This is a genomic window from Novispirillum itersonii, from assembly GCF_014205675.1.
GTDB lineage: Bacteria > Pseudomonadota > Alphaproteobacteria > Rhodospirillales > Rhodospirillaceae > Novispirillum > Novispirillum itersonii_A.
Genome location: NZ_JACIIX010000017.1, coordinates 32,257 through 54,526, shown reverse-complemented (window position 1 = coordinate 54,526; position 22,270 = coordinate 32,257). Strand labels below are relative to the sequence as shown.

Annotated in this window: 14 protein-coding genes; all 14 read left to right on the top strand. The window is 67.7% G+C overall.

The window, feature by feature from the left end; all coding sequences use genetic code 11:
- The first annotated feature begins 290 nt into the window (after positions 1-290).
- On the top strand, positions 291-8,666 hold the full coding sequence (locus tag FHS48_RS17845) for a non-ribosomal peptide synthetase (RefSeq protein ID WP_184265574.1): 8,376 nt from the start codon (positions 291-293) through the stop codon (positions 8,664-8,666).
- 36 nt (positions 8,667-8,702) lie between these two features.
- Positions 8,703-9,719 carry an LLM class flavin-dependent oxidoreductase gene (locus FHS48_RS17840; RefSeq protein ID WP_184265571.1) on the top strand — a complete coding sequence of 339 codons (1,017 nt, stop codon included), beginning with the start codon at positions 8,703-8,705 and terminating at the stop codon, positions 9,717-9,719.
- Between the two features lie 107 nt (positions 9,720-9,826).
- Positions 9,827-10,615, top strand: coding sequence for a 4'-phosphopantetheinyl transferase family protein (locus FHS48_RS17835; RefSeq protein WP_184265569.1), 789 nt, complete (start codon positions 9,827-9,829; stop codon positions 10,613-10,615).
- Positions 10,616-10,759: 144 nt separating this feature from the next.
- Positions 10,760-11,020 (top strand): asparagine synthase-related protein, encoded by a 261-nt coding sequence (locus tag FHS48_RS17830; protein WP_184265566.1) that lies wholly within the window; start codon positions 10,760-10,762, stop codon positions 11,018-11,020.
- A complete protein-coding gene (locus FHS48_RS17825; RefSeq protein WP_184265563.1) occupies positions 11,021-11,287 on the top strand; it encodes a hypothetical protein in 267 nt (88 codons plus the stop codon).
- Positions 11,288-11,349: 62 nt separating this feature from the next.
- Positions 11,350-12,279, top strand: a complete 930-nt coding sequence (locus tag FHS48_RS17820; protein ID WP_184265560.1) for a helix-turn-helix transcriptional regulator — start codon at positions 11,350-11,352, stop codon at positions 12,277-12,279.
- A 155-nt stretch (positions 12,280-12,434) separates the two neighbouring features.
- Entirely contained in the window at positions 12,435-13,673 is a 1,239-nt protein-coding gene (locus FHS48_RS17815; RefSeq protein ID WP_184265557.1) for an MFS transporter, read from the top strand.
- A 91-nt stretch (positions 13,674-13,764) separates the two neighbouring features.
- On the top strand, positions 13,765-15,861 hold the full coding sequence (locus tag FHS48_RS17810) for a TonB-dependent receptor (protein ID WP_184265554.1): 2,097 nt from the start codon (positions 13,765-13,767) through the stop codon (positions 15,859-15,861).
- Entirely contained in the window at positions 15,861-16,871 is a 1,011-nt protein-coding gene (locus FHS48_RS17805; RefSeq protein ID WP_260402571.1) for a class I SAM-dependent methyltransferase, read from the top strand. The genes FHS48_RS17810 and FHS48_RS17805 overlap by 1 nt, the downstream gene beginning before the upstream one ends.
- 100 nt (positions 16,872-16,971) lie before the next feature.
- On the top strand, positions 16,972-18,183 hold the full coding sequence (locus tag FHS48_RS17800) for an MFS transporter (protein ID WP_184265551.1): 1,212 nt from the start codon (positions 16,972-16,974) through the stop codon (positions 18,181-18,183).
- Positions 18,184-18,302: 119 nt separating this feature from the next.
- Positions 18,303-18,980: a hypothetical protein gene (locus tag FHS48_RS17795; protein WP_184265548.1), complete on the top strand. Its 678-nt coding sequence runs from the start codon at positions 18,303-18,305 to the stop codon at positions 18,978-18,980.
- Between the two features lie 330 nt (positions 18,981-19,310).
- Complete coding sequence (locus FHS48_RS17790) at positions 19,311-20,612, top strand: NAD(P)/FAD-dependent oxidoreductase (protein WP_184265545.1); 1,302 nt, start codon at positions 19,311-19,313, stop codon at positions 20,610-20,612.
- A gap of 2 nt (positions 20,613-20,614) precedes the next feature.
- Positions 20,615-21,088, top strand: coding sequence for an L-2-amino-thiazoline-4-carboxylic acid hydrolase (locus tag FHS48_RS17785; RefSeq protein WP_184265542.1), 474 nt, complete (start codon positions 20,615-20,617; stop codon positions 21,086-21,088).
- Positions 21,085-22,257 carry a M20 aminoacylase family protein gene (locus FHS48_RS17780; RefSeq protein WP_184265540.1) on the top strand — a complete coding sequence of 391 codons (1,173 nt, stop codon included), beginning with the start codon at positions 21,085-21,087 and terminating at the stop codon, positions 22,255-22,257. The genes FHS48_RS17785 and FHS48_RS17780 overlap by 4 nt, the downstream gene beginning before the upstream one ends.
- Positions 22,258-22,270: the final 13 nt, after the last annotated feature.

Genomic DNA, 22,270 nt, shown 5'->3' with positions numbered 1-22,270 from the left:
GGCCGGGTCGGGGGACACCGGTCCGTCGAAGAGCACGCCCTGCCTTTGATGCTCTGGAACATTTTTAGCCGTAAGGCCGGTGTCCCCTTTTCCTGAAAACGCTTCAAGGCGGCCCCCTCCGGTCACCATCCGCCTGTCATGAAGGCCCCTTCCTTCCGGGCTGATGGCGACGCGGTCAACGGTTTTGGGCCGCTCCGCTGCCTCTGGCCTCCGGGTCGGCAGGCCATGGTCTCAGGAACCCGTTTCCTGAGCCTCCGCACCGCCATGCCTTTTTGCCGGGAAGAAACATTATGTCCGCAGCTCCCTCCGGGTCTTCTCTCTCTTCCGGTGGTCAATCCGGCCCCGGCCGATATGGCCCCTGTCCGGCGTATCCCCGGGATGCCGATCTTGCCACCCTGTTCCGGCAGGCCGTGGAGCAATGGCCGGATCACCCGGCCCTGCGGGATGGAGATCTGACCCTGCGCTTCCGGGACGTGCTGGAGCGGGCGGAGCAGATTGCGGTGGCGCTGCACCGTCAGGGTGTCCGGCCGGGGCAGGCGGTGGGGGTGTTCGGGGAGCGCAGCCCCGAGGCAATCCTTGCCATCGTCGGGATTGTGCTGGCCGGGGCGGTCTATGTTCCGCTTGATCCGGACTGGCCTGCTCCCCGCCTGTCCCTGATTACGGAGGCCGCCGGGCTGGTGCGGATCCTGCTGCCGGACCCGGCTCCGGTGTTGCCTGAGCCGCTGGCACGGCTGGGGCTGCCGCTGGCGGACTGCCGGTGCCTCCCGGAAGACAGTGTTGACGACAGGGCCGCTTTGCGTCGCAGTCCTCCGCTCCGGGCGGGGGGGGACCGGGTTTACATCCTGTTCACCTCCGGCTCCACCGGAGTCCCCAAAGGGGTGGAGATCCCCCACCGGGGAGTCAGCCGTCTGGTTTTTGACCGTGATCTCCTTCCCCTGATGCCCGGCCAGCATGTTCTGCACGGTGCGCCGCTGGTGTTTGATGCCTCGACCAAGGAACTGTGGCTGCCCTTGCTGCGTGGCGGGTGCATCAGCCTGTTCCGGCGGGATGACCTGCTGACGGCCGAGGCGTTCCGGCTGCGGCGGATCACTCAGCCGGTCGATCTTGCCTTCTTCACCACGGCCCTGTTCGAGAGCCTGCTGGATCAGGATGAAAGCCTGTTTGACGGCATCGGATTTCTGTATGTCGGGGGGGAGGCGGTGAACCCCCGCAGTTTTGCCCGCCTGCTCAGCCGCCCGCAGGCCCCGGCCCTGACGCATTGCTACGGCCCGACCGAGGTCACGGTTTACGCCATCGCCGACCGGATCCGTCCGGAGACCCTGAACGGACCGTCGGTTCCTCTGGGGATGCCGATCGCTCACACCACCGCGTTTGTTCTCGATGAGCAGCGGCAGGAAGTGGCCCCCGGTGTTGAAGGGGACCTGTGGCTGGGGGGGGATGGCGTCGCCGTGGGATACCTTGGTGACCCGGTCCGCACCGGGGGGCGTTTCGTTGAAATCCCCGGCCTTGGGCGGCTGTATTGCAGCGGAGACCGGGCGGAGCGGCTGGCGGACGGGCGGCTCCTGTTCCGGGGGCGGGCTGATGATCAGATCAAGCTGCGTGGCCATCGGATTGAGCCGGGGGAGGTGCAGGCGGCGGTTCTGGCCTGCCCGGGGGTTGAGCAGGCCTGCGTCGGGGTGCATGAACCCCGGCCGGGAGACCGCCGTCTGGCTGTCTGGATCCGCGGGTCGACCCCGGAAGCGGTGCTGGACGAACTGCGCCGGACCCTGCCGGACTACATGGTGCCCGCCTGGGTTCTGCCGGTGGCGGTTTTCCCCCTGACCGGCAATGGCAAGATTGACCGCCGCCGCCTGCCCCTGCCGCTGATGCAGGACGGAGACGGTCCGCTGAAAATTGACCCAGTTGCCCCTGACGATGGTGTGTTAGGGGTGTTCCGGGCGCTGCTGGTGGATCCGGAGCTGACGGCGGACCATGGCTTCCTCCAGCGGGGTGGGGATTCCCTGCTGGCGGTCCGCATTTCCCGCGAGATTGCCCGCCTGTGTGGCGTGCAGCCGCCGATCCCGCTCTTTTACACCGGGCAGGCAATCCCGGCCGTGACCGACTGGGTCCGGGCAGCCCTGCGGGCCGGACCGGCGGGGCAGATGCCCGCCCGGGCACAGAGTGTGCCTGCCCCGGCGGACCGGTATCAGCCTTTCCCGCTGAATGAGAACCAGCAGGCCTATTGGCTGGGCCGGGATGCGGTTTTTGAGTCCGGCGAAGTGGCGATCAAGGTTTTTGTCGAGCTGGCGGATCCCGGTCTGTCCCTGCCGCAGGCCGAGGCGGCATGGCGCCGGGTGGTGGCGCACCACGACATGCTGCGGGCGGTGGTCCTGCCCGATGGCCGCCAGCAATGTCTGGAAACCCCGCCGGAGTGGTCCCTTCCTGTCACCGACCTCCGCCCGTTGCCGGAGGAGGAGGCGGACCGTCGGCTTGCGGCCCTGCGGGCTGAACTGTCCGGTGCCTGTGCCGATCTGACCCGCTGGCCGACGTGGCGTCTGCATGGGGTCCTGACCTCTGCCGGTGCGGTTCTGCTGATCAGTCTGGATTGCTGGGCCCTTGATGGGCGCAGTATCCAGATTATCGCCGCCGATTTTGCCGCCACCTACCGTGATCGGGCGGTCGTCCTGCCATCGACCGCGCTGACGTTCCGAGATTATCTGCTGGCATTGCAGGCTGAGGAGGCGGGAGAGGCCTATCAGGCGTCGCTGCGGTGGTGGCAGAACCGGGTGAAAACCCTGCCTGCTGCGGCCGCCCTGCCACTGGCGGAATCCGGGGCAACGGGGCGGCCGGCCTTTGTCCGCCATGCCCACCGTCTGACCTCCGGTCAGGTGGACCGCCTGCGCCGGAATGCCCGGTCGCATGGCCTGACCGTTGCCAGCGCCCTGATTGCGGCCTATGCCTCGGTTCTTGCCCGCTGGAGCGGTGATGATCATTTTACCCTGAATATTCCCCGCTGGAACCGCCATCCGCTTCACCCGGATGTTGACGGCATTGTGGGGGAATTTGCCACCTTCGACCTGCTGGAAGTTGATTTCCGCAGGCCTGAAGCCATCCGGCTCAGCTTCCTTGACCGGGCGCGCCGGGTGCAGGACCAGTTCGCGGCGGATCTGGAGCATGACCGGGTGTCCGGCGTGCGGGTGCTGCGGGAATGGCGGCGGGCCACCGGTCAGGGCATTGCCGGCCGGGGAGGGGCCGGGCAAGGGGGCATTGGTCCGGGAAGCGGCATCCCTTATGTCTTTACCCACGAACCCGATGCCCCCGATCCGGCCGATCTGGATGAAAATCCCCGCCTGCGGGCGTGGCTGGCCTCGTTCGGGCGGGTGGCGCCGGTCCGGCAATCCCTGACCCAGACCCCGCAGGTCTGGATTGATGCCCAGTACCATGATCTCGGCGATGGGGTGTTGCTGGTCTGGGATGCCCTTGATGACCGCTTTCCGCCCGGACTGGTCGCTGACATGTTCGCGGCCTATGCCGGTCTGGCGGAGACTCTGGCCGATGATCCGGCCTGCTGGCACCGTCCCGCGGACCTGCCACTGCCAGCGGATCAACGGGTCCGGCGGCAGGCCCTGACCGCCACCGACCGCCCGCTGTCCTTGCCACCGTTCCTGCGGCTGCTGCGGATGCAGGCGCAGACCCGGCCACAGGCCCCGGCCCTTGTCGATGGCCGTGGAACGCTGGACTGGGGGGAAACCGCCGCCCTGACCGCTGCGGCGATGGCCCTGCTGCGGCGGCAGACGGTCGGGGTGGGCAGCCGGGTGGTGACGCTGCTGCCCAAAAGCAGTGAACAGGCCTTGATCGCCTATGCACTGCACGGACTGGGGGCCATTTGTGTGCCGGTGGACCCGGAAACCCCGGCCCGCCGTCTGGTTCAGATCCTGACGGCTGCCCGTCCTGCCCTGATCATTCTGCCTGCGGCGGGGGAGCTTTCAGGAGAATTTTCCGGAGAACTGGGGCTGACGCCGCCGGTGCTGCGGTTTGACCGGGCTGATCTGTCCGGCGGACCGTCGCGGTTGCCCGAGGAGGATCCGTCGCTTGATCCCGACCGCTGCCATTGCATTCTGTTCACCTCCGGCAGCTCCGGGGTGCCGAAAGGGGTGATGGTCCCGCTGCCGGGGCTGCGGAATGCCATTGCTGACGGTCTGGAGCGGTTTGCGGTGACAGACGGGGATTCCCTGCTGTCCCTGACCCCGTTCTGGCACGATATGGCCCTGTATGATCTGTTCGTCGCTGTTGCCAGCGGGGCGCGGGTTGTTTTCCCGGATCCTGACCGGCGGCGTGATCCCGCCCATTGGCTGGATCTGATGCAGACCCATGCCGTCAGCGGCTGGAACAGTGTTCCGGCGATGCTGACGATGCTGCTGGACTGGGCCGAAGGGCAGCCGCCGGAGCGGCGGGAGCCGATCCGGGGCGGGCTGTCCAGCCTGAGGACGGTGATTTTGGGCGGGGACTGGATTCCCGTTGCAACCCCGCAACGGCTGACCGTTTTCGCCCCTGCGGCGACCCTGACCTCGGTCGGGGGGCCGACGGAAACCACCCTGTGGAACATTGCCCACCGGCAGGGTGGCCCGCTGGAGGCCGGATGGCGCAGCGTGCCGTATGGGCGGCCGATTGCCAATAACCGGTATCATATCCTTGATGCCGATGGTGAGGATTGCCCGGAATGGGTCCGGGGTGAGCTGTGCTGCACCGGCATCGGGGTCACCGCCGGGTATCTTGATGACCCGGTGCGGACGGAACGGGCCTTTACCCGTCACCCCCGGAGCGGCGAGCGGATGTACCGCACCGGCGATTACGGACGCTTCCGTCCGACCGGGGACGGCGGAGGAGTCATCGAGTTTCTCGGGCGGGGGGACAGGCAGGTCAACGTCAACGGGTACCGGATTGAGCCGGGGGATCTGGAGGTGGTTCTGAACCGTCACCCGGCGGTTTCGCAGGCCGTTGCCGTTCCCCGCCGTCAGGGAACGCTGGTGCGGGGGCTGGTGGTCTGGGTCTGCCTGCATGCCGGTGCCACGGAGAGTGCCGAAACGCTGCTGGACCTGCTGCGGGCGGCCCTGCCCGAACCGATGCATCCCCGGGCTGTTCTGCTGCGGTCCGCCATGCCCCTGACCCGGAACGGCAAGGTTGACCGTACCGCACTGGAGGCCGAGGCGGCACAGACGGAGGACGCCGGTCCCGCCGATGCCGGACTGTGGCAGCCTGTCACCGCCATGGAAAAACAGGTGGCAGCCGCGTGGAAGGCGTGTCTGGGCCGTGCCCCGGCCCGTCCGGATGCCAACTTCTTTGCGTCCGGGGGAGATTCTCTGACGGCGATCCGGCTGTACAACACACTGCTGGCCGGGCGGGTTGCCGGGGCAACGGTGGTCAGTATTTTCCGGTCTCCGACCCCCGGCGGGCTGGTGGCGCTGCTGACATCCGCCGCGCCTGAGGAACCGGTCCTGCCCCCGGTATCAGCCGGAACGGGGGGGGATCTGGCCCCGGCAACGGCGGTTCAGGCCCGCCTGTGGTTTGAGGACCGGGTCAGTTCCGCCGGGTCCCGCCATACCCTGTGCCTGTCGGCGGATCTGCGCGGGGTGGCCCTTGACCGCACGCGGGTGGAGGCCGCCCTGAGGCAGGTTCTGGGCCAGTGGGTTGGACTGCGGCTGGCAATCCGGGAGGAGGCGGGGGGACGGCTGGTCCAGCAGGTGTTGCCGGTGCCGGACAGGCTGGACCTGATCGAGCGTGATGTCCGCCATGAGATCCCTCTCGAGGCAGCGGTTGAGGCCTTCGGGCAGGATCTGGCGGCCCGGCCCCTTGATCTGGGCCGTGGTCACGGGGTCCGGTTTGCATTGGTCCGGATTGCCGATGACCGGTCCCTGCTGATCCTGAGCGTACATCACGCCCTGTTCGATGGCTGGTGCTGGCCTCTGTTCGTGCAGGATCTCAGCACAGCCCTTGCGGATCAGCCCTCCCTGACCGTGGAGACCGCTCCGCCCCGGTTGACCCCGCTGGATTATGCCCGCTGGGAAGCCCTGCCTGCGGTGGCGGCGGAAAAGGTCCGCCAGACCGGGTGGTGGCGGCAGCGCCTGCTGGATCTGCCGCGGGCGACGGAACTGCCCGGGATGCCCCCCCGGACCCTGCCACGGGATGATGCGGCCGGACTGGTCTGCCATACTGTCCGGGCCGGTGTGATCCGTGCGCTGACGGCAATGGCGGAACAGCAGGGCACCACTCTGTTCGTGATCCTGCTGGCCGGGTTTTCCCTGTTGTTGTCCCGCCGCTGCGACAGCGGGCGGGTGGTGATCGGCACCCACCTTGCCCTGCGGGATCAGCCGGGACTTGAGGCTCTGCCGGGGATGATGATCAACCCGGTGGTTCTTGACCTTGATCTGTCGGCGGTGGCGACGGTGCCTCAGGCGATTGCCGTTGCCCGTCAGACCTTCATGGATGGCTGGGCCCATGGTCTGGCCCCGTTCAATGGCGTGGTCGAGGCGCTGGGCGGATGGCGGGACCTCAGCCGTCACCCGCTTTATGGCATAACCCTGACGCAGGAAGCTGCGGAGCCCCCGCCGGTACAGGCGGGGCCGCTGACGGTGGCCAGTGGACCGGCCTTCGTTGCGCGGACGGCGCTGGATCTGGATGTGGCAACCGCTCCGGCCCCGGACGGCGGGATTCTTCTGAAAGCCGTCTACAGCCGTGCCCTGCTGGATGCGGATCAGGTCCACGATCTGCTGGCCGGGCTGACCTCTCTGCTGGAGGCGATCGCCGCCACCCCTGACGCGGCGGCTGCCACGCTGCCGGTTGTGGCATCCGGGCAACCGCCCGGGGGGCGGTCCCGTCCGGTCTCCGGTGCCCCGGTGAGTCCGGCAGCGCGCCGCACCACGGCGGATCTGATCGGCTGGTTTGACCGCACCGTCGCGGCCAACCCGGACGCCATGGCCCTGATGTCTGAAGAGGGGGCAGAACGGCTGTCCCGCCGCCAGCTGTCTGACCTCAGCCACCGCATTGCCGGTTGGCTGAGGGAAAACGGAGCCCGCCCGGGGACCACCGTTGCCGTCGAGCTGCCCCGGGGGCCAGCCTTGGTGGCGGCCCTGCTGGCGGTCTGGCGCTGTGGGGCTCATTTTCTCGCCCTGTCGCCTGACCTGCCACCGGAACGGCGGGCGCTGCTGCTGGCTGATGCGGCCCCTTCTGTCCTGCTGACGGTGGCCGGTCTGGATGCGGCGGACAGGGGCGGGGCAGCGCCTGCCGTTGCGGCCCCGGTCACGGGAGATGAGCTGGTGGCGCTGGTGTATACGTCCGGCTCCACCGGGATTCCCAATGGGGTGGAGGCAACGGCGGATTTTCTGCACAACCGGTTGCTGTGGCAGGGGGAGGCCCTGCCGTGGCAGGACGGAGAGATCTGTCTGGCGCGGACCGCCGTGGAGTTTGCCGATTATCTGACGGAACTTTTCGCCCCGGTGCTGAACGGGATTCCGTTGATTATTGCCACCGCCGGGACCGCACGGGATCCGGAGCGTCTGGCGGGAGTGATCGCGGGGAACCGGGTCAGCCGCCTGCTGGTGGTTCCGTCCCTGCTGCGGGCCCTGCTGGACGCTTCCGGTCCGGGCCAACTGGCGGGAGTCCGGCTGTGGGTCAGCAGCGGGGAGCCTCTTCCCGCCGCTCTGGCGCAGGATCTGCACGACAGAATCCCCGGGGTCCGGCTGTGGAACCTCTATGGGTCCTCGGAAACCGGGGCAGATGCCACGGCAGCCCTGATTCCCCCTGATGTGACCCGGATGACCGTCGGCAGGCCGCTGCCGGGGGTCCGGCTGTGGGTGGTGGCGGATGACCTGACACCGCAGCCCGCCGGGGTACCGGGGCAGGTGATCATCGGCGGTGTCTGCCTCGCCCGGGGATACCGCAACCGGCCGGAGCTGACCGCCAGCCGTTTCCGGGACTGGCAGGGGCAACGCGTCTTCCTGACCGGAGACCGGGGGGTGATCGCGGCTGACGGGAGCCTGACCCTCCTCGGGCGGCAGGACCGGCAGATCAAACTGCGCGGGCAGCGTCTGGAACTGGACGAGGTGCAGACGGTTCTGCGGGGGCTGCCCGATGTGACGGATGCGGCGGTGGTGCTGGAAGACGGGGGCCCCGCAGACCCCCGCCTGATTGCGGTGATCGCCGGGACCCTGCCGGTGGCGGAGATCCGGATGCGGCTTAAGGCCCGGCTGCCTGCGGTTGCTGTTCCCGCCCTGTTGCTGCCGGTTCCCCGGATCCCCCGGAGCCCGGCGGGGAAGGTTGATTATCCTGCCATCCTGCGGCTGGCTGCGGAAGCCGGTGGTGGCCGGACACCGGAACGGGAAGCCGCTTCCCAACGTCCGCTGACCCGGCAGGAGGCGCTGATGCTGCGCCTGTGGGAGGAAGTGCTGGGGGTGACGCCACCGGGGCCGGACGCCGATTTCTTTGATCTTGGCGGACATTCCCTTGCCGCCGCCCGTCTGTCTTCCCGTGTCCGGCGGGAGACCGGCCACGGCCTGCCGGTCCGGGCGGTGTTTGAGACCCCGGTGCTGTCGGTTCTGGCCCGCAGCCTGATCCTGCGGGAGGACGGTCCGCCGCCTGCGCAGGCCGTGTCAGCCCCACCGGCGGGGCCGGTCGAAGAGTTCATTCTGTAACATTTTCCATTCCTGATTTTTTGGGGAGGGCAGGCCATGCCGCTCATCTGGAACAACCGACAGATCGCTTTTCATACCATCAATACCCGCACCAGTGATCCGGCGGCCTACTGGCAGGATTTCCGGACTCTGGTCCGCATGAGCGACGGGGCCGGGTTCGACGGAATGCTGTGCTTTTCCGCCAATGAAACGATGATCGACCCGTGGCTGGCAGCTCATTATCTGCTTCAGAACTCACGGGCGCTGACGCCGATTGTTGCCCTTAATCCGGTGTACATGCATCCCTTTACCGCCGCCAAAATGGTGTCGTCCTTTGCCTATATGTATGGGCGGCGCACCATTCTGAACCTGATTGCCGGGGCATCGCTGCGTGACCGCGAGGTCCTGCATGATCCGCTGGACCATGACGCTCTCTATGCCCGGCTGAAGGAATACGTGCAGGTGATGCAAAGCCTGCTGACGGATGCCCGGATGACCGATTTTCATGGGGATTATTACCATCTGTCACAGGCGGTGCTGTCCCCGGCGCTTCCCCCGGCCCTGCACCCGGCGTTTCTGGTGTCCGGCCATTCCGCCGTGGCGGGGGAGACGGCGGATCTGGTGCAGGCCATGCGCCTGAGAATGCTGGCCCCGGATCTGGCTGATGGCCTGCCGACGGCCCCGCCGGGGGGGATCGGTGTGCATCTGGGTATGGTGTCCCGGACGACGGAGGCCGCTGCCTGGGCCGCCGCGCGGGCCCGCTTCCCGGCGGACCCTGAGCGGGAAGGCCTGCTTGATTTCATGATGGAAAGCTCGGACTCGGTCTGGAAGAAAAAGATGTATGAAGCGACGCTGGCCAAAGGGACGCATCCGGAATACTGGCTGGAACCGTTCCGGCAGTTGCGGGCGGATTGCCCGTGGCTGGTCGGATCACGCCAGCGGATTGCCGACATCCTGATCGGCCATATTGAGCGGGGCGTTGATGCCATCATCCTCGACCTGCCGCCGGATCCGGCGGAATTTGCCGAGGTTGCCGCCTGTCTCGCGCTGGTGCGGGAGGCGGTTCCGGCCTGATCCGCCAGAGGTGCCGGGACGCTGGGCGGGCCGGGAGGCTGGATGTCTGTCATGGGGGATATGGGATGACCGGGTGTTGCCTGTCTGGCCTCTCCGGGTCTGCTCCTGTGGCGGTTGTGGTTCCTCTGGATCCTCTGTCGGAGCCGGAGGAACAGGCCTGCCGCCTGCTGTTGTCGCCGCAGGAGCAGGCCCGGGCTGACCGGTTCCTCCGGCCCGGCAACCGGCGGGAATATACGGTTGCCCATGCCCTGAAGCGGATCCTGCTGGCGCTGCGGTGCCGCTGTTCTCCGCAGGCCCTCCGGTTCGGGGTCTCCGGAGAGTATGGAAAACCGTGCCTGCTGATGCCGGGAATGGTGGTTGATTTCAATATCAGCCATACGGCGGGAGCTGTGGGCTGTGCGGTCTGGGGCCGGGGAGAGCCGGAAGCCGGGACGGTGGCCGTCGGCTTCGATCTTGAGTCGCTGTCCCGTCCGGTCCCGGAGGATCTGGCCGCGTCCTTTTTTGCGGCGGAAGAGGCGGTCTGGATCCGCAGGCAGCCCTTACCGTTACAGGCATTCTTACAGATCTGGACGTTGAAGGAGGCCTTTGTCAAAGCAGCAGGGCAGGGGCTGGCGCTGGGGCTGGAGACGTTTTCGATGCAGCCGCCGACAGCCCTGTCCGGTCATCCGGCGGAGGGCCGGGTGCTCCGGCAATCCGGTCCGGCCTGTCTGGGGGTTGCTGTCCGGGTCTGGCAGTGGCAGACCGCTGCCGGGCCGGTTGCGGCGATGGTGACGGTCGGTGATCGAGCCCCTCCTCCCGTGGTCGTGGAGATACCGGTTGCGGTTTTGCTGAAAACGCCTCCGTGCAACACCCGCTCGACCCTCTCATCGCCCGGGAAATCCCGCATCAATCTGTAGGGGGCGATGCCGCCCCCGCCAGCGCGCATGTCATGGCGGCGGCGCTGACCGCCCCCGGACTGTCCCCCCGGCTGGCCGTCCGGGCCGATGGACCGGCGGCGCTGGCGGTGCTGGATTTCCGGCCACCCGCAGGATCGGGCGGAAATGTTTGTCAAAAGCTATGTCGTTGGCCGCAACGACTGCCGGTCGACCATCGCCGCCCGTTATGGCGTGGCCTATTCCGCCCCTCTGCTGGACCGGCGGATCGTTGATTTTATTCTTTCCCTGCCGCTGGAACGCTTTGTGGCGGATGGCTTTGTCCGTCAGCCTTATCGTGCGGCGATGACCGGCATCCTGCCGGAGATGATCCGCACCCGTACCGACAAAAGCGCCCCCACCCCCGACGCCATGCTGAATTTAGCGTGAGTGAAGTCCGGAGTGCTGGCGCAGGTGGACGCGCTGCGCGACAGTGCCGCAGCGATACAGGTGAATCTGGACGCGGTTGCCAGAATCATCGCTGCCGCCCCGGATCTGGAGGAGGCGACCCGGCTGAGGAACCGCAATACACCGGTACCAGCGCATGGGGCGCAGGTCTTTCAGGCTCTGGTGGCCCTTTCCATCGCCCGTCAGATTGCCCGGTGGTCATCGGGGGCAGGGCTGTCTGTTTTGGGTGCCGGTCCGTTTTCCGGTTGATCCGTCCGTCGACATAGTGCAATTAATAATCATAATCATTATGTCGGAACGGAGGGTCCCCGATGCCGTCCCCTGCCTGCCATGTTGATGCCAGCCGCCTGCGGGAGTTTCTGCCAGCGGGCGGCGGATGGCAGGACAACTGTCTGCCGCAGGTGTCCGGGCAGGCCCGGTTCCGGACGGCGCGGATTGCGGCGGGAATGACCGTCACGCACAGCCGCTGCGCCCTGACAGAGGATTTCCGCAGCCGGATCGAGCATGAGGGGCCGACCTGCGTTCTGGGCTTCGGCCTGTCCGGCGGCAGTCTGTTCGGACTGGGGGGAGAGGCCCCGCGCCATGAGATCCGGCCAGGCGATGTCTGGCTGTTCCAGACCGCTGACCTGTCGATGGACCGTCTGACCCCGGCCCGCAGCGGCGGGCAGATGCTGGCCCTGAAATTCGATGCCAGCCGTCTGCATGGCCTGCTGGAAACAACGGTGGAGACCGGCGGAACCCGGGCCCTGCGGCTGGGCCGCAGTCCCGATGCCGCCGCCGGTCTGGCCGCCCTGACCGACAATCCGCTGCTCCGCCCGCTGGAGCGTCTTCAGGCGGAAAGCCATGCCCTTGGCCTGCTGGCCCGCTGGCTGGACCCGGCCCCGGCGGTTGAGGATACAGGGGGGATTCTGGGGCGGGATGAACAGCGCGGGGTGGCGCGGGCGATGGATCTGCTGGTGTCCCGGCTGGAGGATCCGCCGTCGCTGGAGGAGCTGGCCCGCGAGGCGGGGATGAGCCACACCCGCCTGAACCGCTGTTTCCGCAGGCTGCATGGCACCACGGTTTTCGGCTGGCTGCGCACCTATCGGCTGGAGCTGGCCTGCCGCTATCTGGCGGAAGGACGGTACAGCGTCACCGAGATTGCCTTCCTCTGCGGGTTCAGCAGTTCCAGCCATTTTGCTTCGCTGTTCCGGCAGATGCATGGCTGCTGCCCGGGGGATTACCGGCGCGGGCAGGGATAAGCCGCTGCGCCTTGCCACACGGTTCTGTGAGTGATGATCCATGTTCGCGCCGTGATGGCGGGAACACGTTGCCCGGGCGTAGCGTTCCCTGTCCAGAGGACCCGATGCAGGCCGTGTTGCCACGGTCTGCCCCTGAAATTCTCCGAGGTTTTGTCATGACAGAGTCTTCTTCCTCCGGCCTGCACGCCGTTGTGCCGCCTGCCGGGGGACCGGCGGTGCCCCGCCGGGCTTTTGCCGTGCTGGTGGCGGCGCTGATGACCAATGCGGTCGGTCATTCCTATGCCCTGATGGTCCTGCCGCCGCTGGGGCGGCAGATGGGGTTCGGCGATCTGCGCACCGGCTGGCTCATCGGGGCCGCCGCCCTGCTGCTGACCGCCGCCGGGCCGGTCTGGGGAATTCTGTGTGACCGCCATGGCCGCCGCCCGGCCCTGATTACCGGTCTGATCGCGGCGGCGGCCTTCGCGCTGGTGTTCTATGGGGTTCTGACCGGGCGGGGGACCGGTCTGCTGCCGGTGGAGCTGGCGTTTACGCTGCTGCTGTCAGCCCGGCTGGTGCAGGCGGTGCTGACCGCAGGCCTGATGCCGGGGGCGCAGGCTTTTCTGGCCGACTGTACCCCGGAACGCAACCGGGCCGGAGGTATGGGGGTGATGGGGGCCGCCTTCGGGGCGGGAACCATCGCGGGCGGGGCCCTGTCCTGGGGCTTCGGCGCGGCGGGGGCGGGAACCGCCCTGCTGCTGATCGCCGGGATGCAGGCGGTGGCCCTTCTGGCCCTGACGGTCCTGTTGCCGGAACCGCCACGCCGGGTCCTGTCCGGGGCTGACAGCGGTGGGCCGCTGCGGCTGGCGGCCCTCTGGCCGTTTCTGCTGATCACCTTTCTCGGGTTGGGGGCCTACAGCCTGTTGCAGCAGGTGATGGCGCTGCGCCTGCACGACGGGTTCGGGCTGCCGCTGGATCAGGCGGTGCAGCACAGTGGCGGTGCCATGATGGTGACGATGCTGGCGATGGTGGTGACGCAGGGCGGGATTGTCCGCCGTCTGCGCTGTGCGCCGCTGCTGCTGGTCCGGGTGGGGGCGCTGGGGGCGGCGCTGTTTCTGGCCGGAGTGGCGGTAGCGCCGTCGCTGCCGGTGCTGATGGTGGGGATGGCCGGTCTGGGGGCGATGCTGGGCCTGTTGATTCCCGGCAATCTGGCGGGTCTCAGCCTGCGGGCCGGAGCGGCGGCGCAGGCGCGGGCGGCGGGGCTGAATGCCATCGGGCAGGGGCTGGGGCTGGCGGCCGGTCCGGTGACCGGGGCGATGCTGCATCAGATCATGCCGGAGGCCCCGTTTGTGGCGGCGGCCCTGCTGATGCTGCTGATTGCGGTGCTGACGCTCCGCTCCCGCCTGTTCGCCGGGTGATGGTTTTCGTGCGCCATCTGAGAGCGGCGGCCTGACCGGTTTCCGATACTGGGCGGACAGTTCAGACGGAGACAGGCAGGAGGTATTGCTGATGGTCCGGTTATCCATGCGGGGGGCACTGGTGCTCTCCGCTTCGTTGGGTCCGTTGCTGATGATGCCCGTCCGGGCGGCGGCCCAGACCGCCCCGGCCCAGCCGGGCAGCGTGACGCTGGCCCCGCTGACGGTCGAGGCCCGGCAGTGGAAGGAAGACGAGCAGGATCTTCCCGCCTCGGTCTCGGTCCTGCGGGGGGACACGCTGGGGACGCCGCTGTGGGACAGTCTGGCCGCCGTTGCCAAGGTGACCCCCAATGTGCAGATCGAACAGTCCACGGTGCAGAGCCGGGTGGTGATCCGGGGGATGACCGCCGCCAACACCGCCTTGCAGGATCCGGTCGGGTATTTCGTCAACGATGTCGCCCTGCCGCACGGGGCATCGCAGGCCCCCCGGCTGTTTGACACCGCCTCCATGGAGGTGCTGAAGGGGCCGCAGGGCACCCTGTATGGCCGCAACACCGAGGCCGGGGCGATCAAGGTGATCACCGGGGAGCCCTCGCGGACCCTGCGGGCGCAGGCGGAGGCCTCGGTCGGTTTCCGCGACGGTGCCACCGGCTGGTCGCCGACCACCGTTGCCTCCGGGCAGGTGTCCGGTCCGGTGACCGGTGATGTCGCCGCATCGCTGGCGGTGCGCGGGGAGACCACCGACGGCGTTCACCGCAACCGCTGGGACGGCAGTTCCACCGGTGGCGATCTGGACCGCTGGACCCTGTCCGGCGGGGTCTCCGCCTTTGTCGGCGATGATACAGAGGTGACCTTGAAGAGCGTGGTGGAACGCGGCGAACAGGGCAAACAGCGGATGCGTTACATCACCGGGGCTTTCACCACCCCGCGCTATGAGACCAATTACAACACGGAGTCCTGGGACCGGACGCTGACGGCGGTGCAGTCGGCCAAGGTGGTGCATCAGGCCGGGGATCTGGAGCTGACCTCCGTCACCGGCTGGACCCATTACAGCCGCGATTTCCTGATGGATCTGGATGGCTGGTCCGTTCAGGCGCTGCGCAACACCCTGTCGCATACCGATGATGCGGTGTCGCAGGAACTCCGGCTGGCGACCGCCGATCCGCAGGCGCGGGTCCGCTGGCTGGGCGGGCTGTATACCTTCCGGGAATGGACCGATCTGGAGTTCACCACCGGCACCGCCGCCACCCGCCGGACCACCACCATTGATCAGACCGGGGCTGCCGCCTTCGGGCAGGTGGAGATCGGGCTGACCGACCGCCTGCGCGCCGGTCTCGGCAGCCGGGTGGAGTGGCTGGGGCAGGACGGGCACCAGACCTATGCCACGGCCACCGGGCGCACCACCTTTGACGGCAGCCGTGACAGCGTCACCCTGTTGCCCCGGGCCAGCCTGTCGTTTGATGTGACAGACAGTAGCCTGCTGTACGGATCCTATGCCCGGGGCTATCTGCCGGGCGGTTACAACTATGGCAGCGCCGGAACCGCGGAAGGCTTCACCTATGACGCGGAATCCAGCTGGACGGCGGAAGTGGGGCTGAAAAACCGCTTCTGGGAAGACCGGCTGAACACCCGCCTTGCCCTGTTCCACACCACCACCCGCGACAAGCAGATTTTTGATCTGGTGCCGGGCGGAACCCAGCGGGTCAGCAATGCTGCCCGGGCGGAGATCTACGGGATGGAGGCGTCCGCCGAGGCCCGGCTTGACGGCAACTGGTCGGTGTTCGCCTCCGGCGGCTGGCAGCATGCCGAGGCCACCGAGTACCGGGCCATGGTCCAGCAGGGGGCGGCGCTGGTCAGCACCGATCTGTCCGGCCGGACCCTGCCGATGGCGGCGTCAGTCACCTACGGGCTCGGCGTGCGCTATGACGCTGAAGCCGGATGGTTCGGTCAGGCCAGCCTGAACGGGTCCGGGCCGTTCTATTTTGACAGCCTGAACGTGGCGCGGCAGGGGGCGTCTCTGCTGGCGGATGCCGAGATCGGCTACCGCTTCGCCGGGGTCGACGTGGCGCTGTGGGGCAGCAACCTGTTTGACGAGAACGTTTACAGCCGCGCGGCGGCAACCCCGGTCGGGATCATTGCCGAGGATGGTGATGGCCGTGAACTGGGCCTGCGGATCAAGGCGTACTGGTGATGATGACTCCGTCTGCCCTGTTTGACCTGATACAGGCCCCGATCCGCTGGGAAATCCTGCGGGCGGCTCTGGAACTCGGGATTGTTGACGACCTCGCCGACGGGGGAGGGCGTACCGTGGCGGAAACGGCGGCGGCGCTGTCGCTTGACCCCCGCCGCACCGGGCTGCTGCTGAACGCGATGACGGCGCTGGGGATCTGCCGCGCCGATGGGGGCCGCTACAGCCTGCCGGAGGATCTGGCCCCCTATCTGTGCCGGGACGGGGCGCGGTCGATGCGGGATCTGCTGCTGACGATCGTCCGGGTCCGGCACGGGGATGTGACGGATCTGGTGCGGCAGGGTGACCCCGGCGGCGGGCCGGATATGGCCTCGCCCGCCTTCTGGGACCGGTCAGCGGACAGCCTGCGGGCCTTTCACCGGGCGATGGGGACGGAAACAGCCCTGTCGGTGCTGCGCGGCCTGCCGGAATGGGCCTCGGCCCGGCGGATCCTTGATCTGGGGGCGGGGTCGGAGCGGCTGGCGCTGGCGCTGGCGGCGGAAGCCCCGGCAGGCCGGGCGGTGACGGTGCTGGACCTGCCGCCGATGGCCGACCGGATCCGCTCCGCGCTGGCCCGGTCCCCGCACGGGGGTGGGGCCGGAGCTGGGGTGCAGGTGATTGCCGGGGATTTCAATGCGGTTCCGTTCGGCGGACCCTATGACGTGATCTGGGCGGCGATGACCCTGTACTTCGCCCGCGATCTGGGGGCGGTCCTGACCGCAGCCCGTCAGGCACTGGCCTCGGGCGGGGTGTTCGTCAGCTTCCACGAAGGCTTGAGCGAAGACCGGACCGGGCCGGAAACCCATGTGATCGGGCGGCTGGTTCCGTCCCTGCGCGGGCGGGATCCGTCGTTCCATCACGGGCAGATCGCGGCGGCCCTGCGGCAGGCGGGGTTCCCGCAGGTCGACAGCGTGCCGGTGGAGACCCCGTTCGGTCCGATGCAGGCGGATATTGCCCGGGTGCCCCCGCCGTAAGCTCTGGGTTGTGGCAGGGCAGGGGATCCGGAATAGGCAGGGCGGCGTGGAGTATGCTACCACCGGGGAAGACCCCCTGATGGCCCCTGACGGATTGACCATGATGAGCCCTGTTCCTGCTGCTGCCCCGGATCTCCTGCCCCCCGCCGTGCAGCGCGGCAATATCTGGCGGCTGGCGGTGGCGCAGGCTCTGGCCGGGGCCAATTCGGTGGTGGTCTACGCCACCGGCGCCATCATCGGATCGACGCTGGCCCCCAGCCCGGTGCTGGCGACCCTGCCGATCTCGCTGTTTGTGGTCGGGATGGCCACCAGCATTCTGCCGGTGGGGAAAATTGCCCGGCGTTACGGGCGGCGGGCGGCGTTTCAGACCGGATCCGGGGCCGGGATCCTGACCGGCCTGCTGGCGGCGGCGGCGGTGATCCTCGGCTGGTTCTGGCTGTTCTGTCTGGCGACGTTCTTCGGCGGTTTTTACGCGGCGGTGGTGCTGTCGTTCCGCTTTGCCGCCGCCGACGGGGTGGCACCAAAGGCCCGGCCCCGGGCGCTGTCGCTGGTGATGGCCGGGGGCATTGCCGCCGGGGTGGTTGGGCCACAGCTGGTTTCCTCGACCATGGACCTGTGGCCGGTCTACCGCTTTGCCGTGACCTTCCTGATGCAGGCGGCGGTGGCGGCGGTGGCCGGGGTGATCCTGTCCGGGGTGCGGGTTCCGGCCCCGACGGCGGCGGAGCAGGCCGGGGGGCGGCCTCTGGCGGTGATCGTGGCGCAGCCGCGTTTTATCGTCGCGGCGGCCTGTGGGGCCGTTTCCTACATGCTGATGAACTTTCTGATGACGGCGGCCCCGCTGGCGATGCATCTGTGTGGCCTGCCGCAGACGGCGGCCAATCTGGGCCTGCAATGGCACGTGATTGCCATGTATGCTCCCAGTTTCATCACCGGGCGGCTGATCGTGCGCTTCGGCGCGGTGCGGCTGTCGGTGATCGGGCTGCTGCTGATCGGTGTGGCCTCGGTGATCGGGCTGGGCGGAGAGACGGACCTGCACTTCTGGGGCATGCTGATCATGCTGGGGCTGGGCTGGAATTTCGGGTTCCTCGGGGCCTCGGCGATGGTGCTGGACACCCACACGCCGGACGAAAAAACCCGGGTCCAGTCGGTGAATGATTTCATCGTTTTCGGGGTGATGGTGGTCGGGTCGTTCTCCTCCGGCGGGATTCTGTCAACCTATGGCTGGGCGTCGGTCCTGATGCTGTCATTCCTGCCGCTGGCGCTGGTCCTGATCCTGCTGACTGTTCTGGCGGTGCGGCGGGCAGCGGACTGACGGTGGCGGATTGTGCGCTTTCTCCGGTCAGGATTGGGGACAGGCCGCAACAGATCTGGACCTGCGGCGCAACACGGGGAATCATGGGGGATGGTCTCCGCTTTTGGGTAACAGCCATCATGGTCCGTTCTCTTCTCCTCCGTTCTCTGGTTCTGGCTGCGGCGCTGCTGCCTGCGGCCTGTGCCTACACCGGGGATGATCTCGGCAATCCGCTGGTGCGCAAGGCCCAGTGGTTTTCCGCCGTCGCCGGGGATGACATCCGGCAGGCCTGCCAGCCGGGGGCCCCTGACCGCTTCCGCCTGACCTACAATGGCCAGTATGCGCGTCAGATCCGGGTTTATGATTTTGACGCCGCCAGCCGCACCCTGACGGCGACGGTCTCGAAGCACAATGAAGGCCTGCTGACGGTGACGCTTGATGATCCGCTGGCCCCGTGGCGGGCGGAAAAGGTCACCACCCCGCTCGGGCAGAAGCAGTATGAGGATCTGCTTGCCGCCCTGACCGAGGCCGGGCAGTTCGGTCCCCCGGCGGTCGGGCTGGAACTGCCCTCGGGCGGTTACTATTGGGTCGGGGCCTACTGCCGGGATGGCCGTTATGGTGTCACCGGCTGGCTGTATCCGTCGCCGCAGTTCAGTGCCCTGCGGTTTCCGGCCCTGCTGTTCGGTCTGGATATGACCGGGGTTCCGGTGGCGGAGCCTGCACCGGCGCCGCGTGACCTTGACCGCGAACAGAGCGAGCGGCGGGGGGAGGTCACCACCTTCACCCTGAAAATCGGGGAGACTGGGGTGGTTCGCTGAACAGCCCGTTCCCCTGCGATCAAGGGGTTGATGACCTGATTCCTGATTCCAGCCCCCGGCGACTCAGTCTGTCGCCGGGGGCTTCTGCATTTTTAACCCGTTGAATAGAAACATCCTTTGGCTGTGCTGATCCGGTGTCCGCACGGGAGGCGGATATTTTTTGTCGGACAGGACCGTTATTTTGTATGCAATTCACACAAATATCCTGAAAAATGCAGGCATATTGAAAAATTAAACACAAAAGCCTTGCGGAACAGGGATAGATGGACCTAATAATCTATTAGTTTATAGATTATATGTGTGCAGGTGATTTCCTGCCGGAGAGCGCCCATGACCCAGTCTTCCCCTCCTGTTCCGTCCCTGTGGGCGGCCACTGCCGCCGCCGCTCCGCCGACCACCCCGCTTGACGGCCACATCACTGTTGATGTGGCGGTGATCGGGGCCGGGTTTGCCGGGCTGTCGGCCGCCCTGCATGTCGCCGAGGCCGGGCGCAGCGTGGCAGTGCTGGAAGCGCAGGAGGTCGGGCACGGCGGGGCCGGGCGCAACAACGGTCAGGTGATTCCGTCGCTGACCCGCTCGGATCCGGCGGATCTGCGCCGCCGCTTCGGGGTGGACCGGGGCAACCGTCTGGCCCGGCTGGTGGCCGGGTCGGCCGCCTTGACCTTCGATCTGATCCGCCGCCATGGCATTGATGCGCAGGCCCGGCAGGACGGCTGGCTTCAGCCCGCCCACTCCCCGGGCCGGGCGGCCCTGTCGCGCCGCCGCTATGAACAGTGGAAGGAACTGGGGTCCGATGTCGCCCTGCTGGATGGGGCGCAGGTGCAGGACCTGACCGGGGCCACCGGCTATTCCGCCGCCTGGCTGGCCCATGACGGTGGCCATGTCAATCCGCTGGGTCTGGCCCGGGGTCTGGCCGGGGCGGCCCTGACCGCCGGGGCACAGGTCTACACCCGGTCGCCGGTGCTGACGGTGACGGCGGAAGGGGGCGGCTGGCGGCTGTCCACCCCCCGGGGCAGCGTGACGGCAGGCAAGGTGCTGGTGGCGACGGATTCCTATGCCGACGCCCTGTTCCCGGATCTGCGGCGGTCGATGGTGCCGGTGACGTTCTATCAGATTGCCACCGACCCGCTGCCGCCGGACCTGCTGGCGCAGGTGCTGGGTAAGGGCCATGCCCTGTCTGACACCCACGCCGACCTGTATTTCTTCCGTCCCACCGTCGATGGCCGGATCGTCAGCGGCGGGGCGCTGGTGTCGCAGGCCAACTGGCAGCCGCGCCTTGACCGGCGGGTGGAACAGCGCCTGCGGGAGGTTTTCCCGGCCTTCGCCGGGCGGGAGATCCGCTTCAGCCACCGTTGGGACGGCACGATTGCCTTTACCCCCGACTTCCTGCCGCACCTGCATGAGCTGGCCCCCGGGGTGGTCACCATCACCGGCTACAATGGCCGGGGGGTGGCGCTGGCCACCGCCTGCGGGCCGGTTCTGGCCCGGGCGGCACTGGGCCATGGGCTGGAGGATCTCGATATTCCGCTGACACCGGTCCGTCCGGTGCCGTTTCAGGGGCTGATCCGCCGCTTTGCCAGTCTGGAACTGCTGCGCTACCGCCTGCGTGACCGCCGTGAGGTTTCTCTCTGATCATGACCACCATTCTCGAACAGCGCCGCATCGAGGCGGCCTTCGCCAAGAAAATCTATGACGTTCTGGAGGCCGAGCTGGGCACCGAGACCGCCCGCCGCCTGCTCGGCACGGCGGTGATTGATGCCGCCCGTGCCGCCGGGGCCGACTTTGCCGACAGGGCCGGGGGACCGACTGACCTGCTGGCCTTCGCCGATCTGCTGTCGCTGTGGCAGAAGGACGATGCGCTGGTCATCGACTGGCTGGATGTCGAACCGGGGGTGCTGAACTTCAACGTCACCCGCTGCCGCTATGCCGAAAGCTACCGTGAGCTGGGCGTCGGAGAGATCGGCGACCTGCTGTCGTGTAACCGCGATGGCGAGTTCTGTACCGGCTATGACCCCCGCATGAAACTGACCCGCACTCAGACCATCATGGGCGGGGCCAGCCACTGTGATTTCCGCTACACCCTGCCGAAGACGGACGCCGCATCATGAGCCATATTCTCGCCGACGACGCCCTGACCGCCCGGATGCGGGAATGGCGGCATCATCTGCACGCCCACCCGGAAACCGCTTTCGAGGAAGTGAAGACCGCCGCGCTGGTCGCCTCCGTCCTGCGGGACCATGGCATCGACGTGCATGAAGGCATCGGCCGCACCGGTGTTGTCGGGGTCATCCGTGGCACGGCGGACGGTCCGTGGCTGGGCCTGCGCGCTGATATGGATGCGCTGGACGTGCATGAAGGCAACACCTTCAGCCACCGCTCCACCGTGCCGGGCAAGATGCATGCCTGTGGTCATGACGGCCACACCGCCATGCTGCTGGGGGCGGCGGTGCATCTGGCCGCCAACCGTGAGTTCGCCGGGACCGTGGCGGTGATCTTCCAGCCCGCCGAGGAAAACGAAGGCGGCGGCCGGGCGATGGTCGAAGACGGCCTGTTCGACCGCTTCCCGATCGAAAGCGTTTATGGCCTGCACAACTGGCCGGGGCTGGAGGCCGGGCGCTTTGCCATCCGCCCCGGCCCGATCATGGCGTCTTACGATATTTTTGAAATCACGCTGGACGGGCAGGGGGCGCATGCCGCCATGCCGCATCTGGGCCGGGATGCGCTGCTGGCGTCGGCGCAGCTGGTGGTGGCGTTGCAGTCGGTGGTGGCACGCAGTGTCAGCCCGCTGGAGTCGGCGGTGGTCAGCGTCACCCAGATCCACGGCGGTGACACCTGGAACGTTCTGCCGCAGCAGGCGGTGGTCCGGGGCACGGTCCGCACCTTCTCGCCGGAGGTGCAGGATCTGGTGGAGCGCCGGATCAGCGAACTGGCGCAGGGTATTGCCGCCGCGCAGGGGGTGACCGTCAGCGTCCGTTATGAACGCCGTTATCCGCCGACCATCAACGCCGCCGCCAATGCCCGCCTTGCCGCCGACGTGGCGGCGCAGGTGGCCGGGGCGGACCGGGTTGATCTGGATCCGCAGCCGTCGATGGGGGCGGAAGATTTCGCCTTTATGCTTCAGCAGCGTCCCGGCGCCTACATCTGGCTGGGGGCCGGGCCGGGGCAGTCCGGCTGCATGCTGCATAACCCCGGCTATGACTTCAACGATGAGATTCTGTCCATTGGGGCCGCGTATTGGGTGCAACTGGTGCGCACCGTGCTGGCTCCGGCGTCCTGATCTGCACCAACGA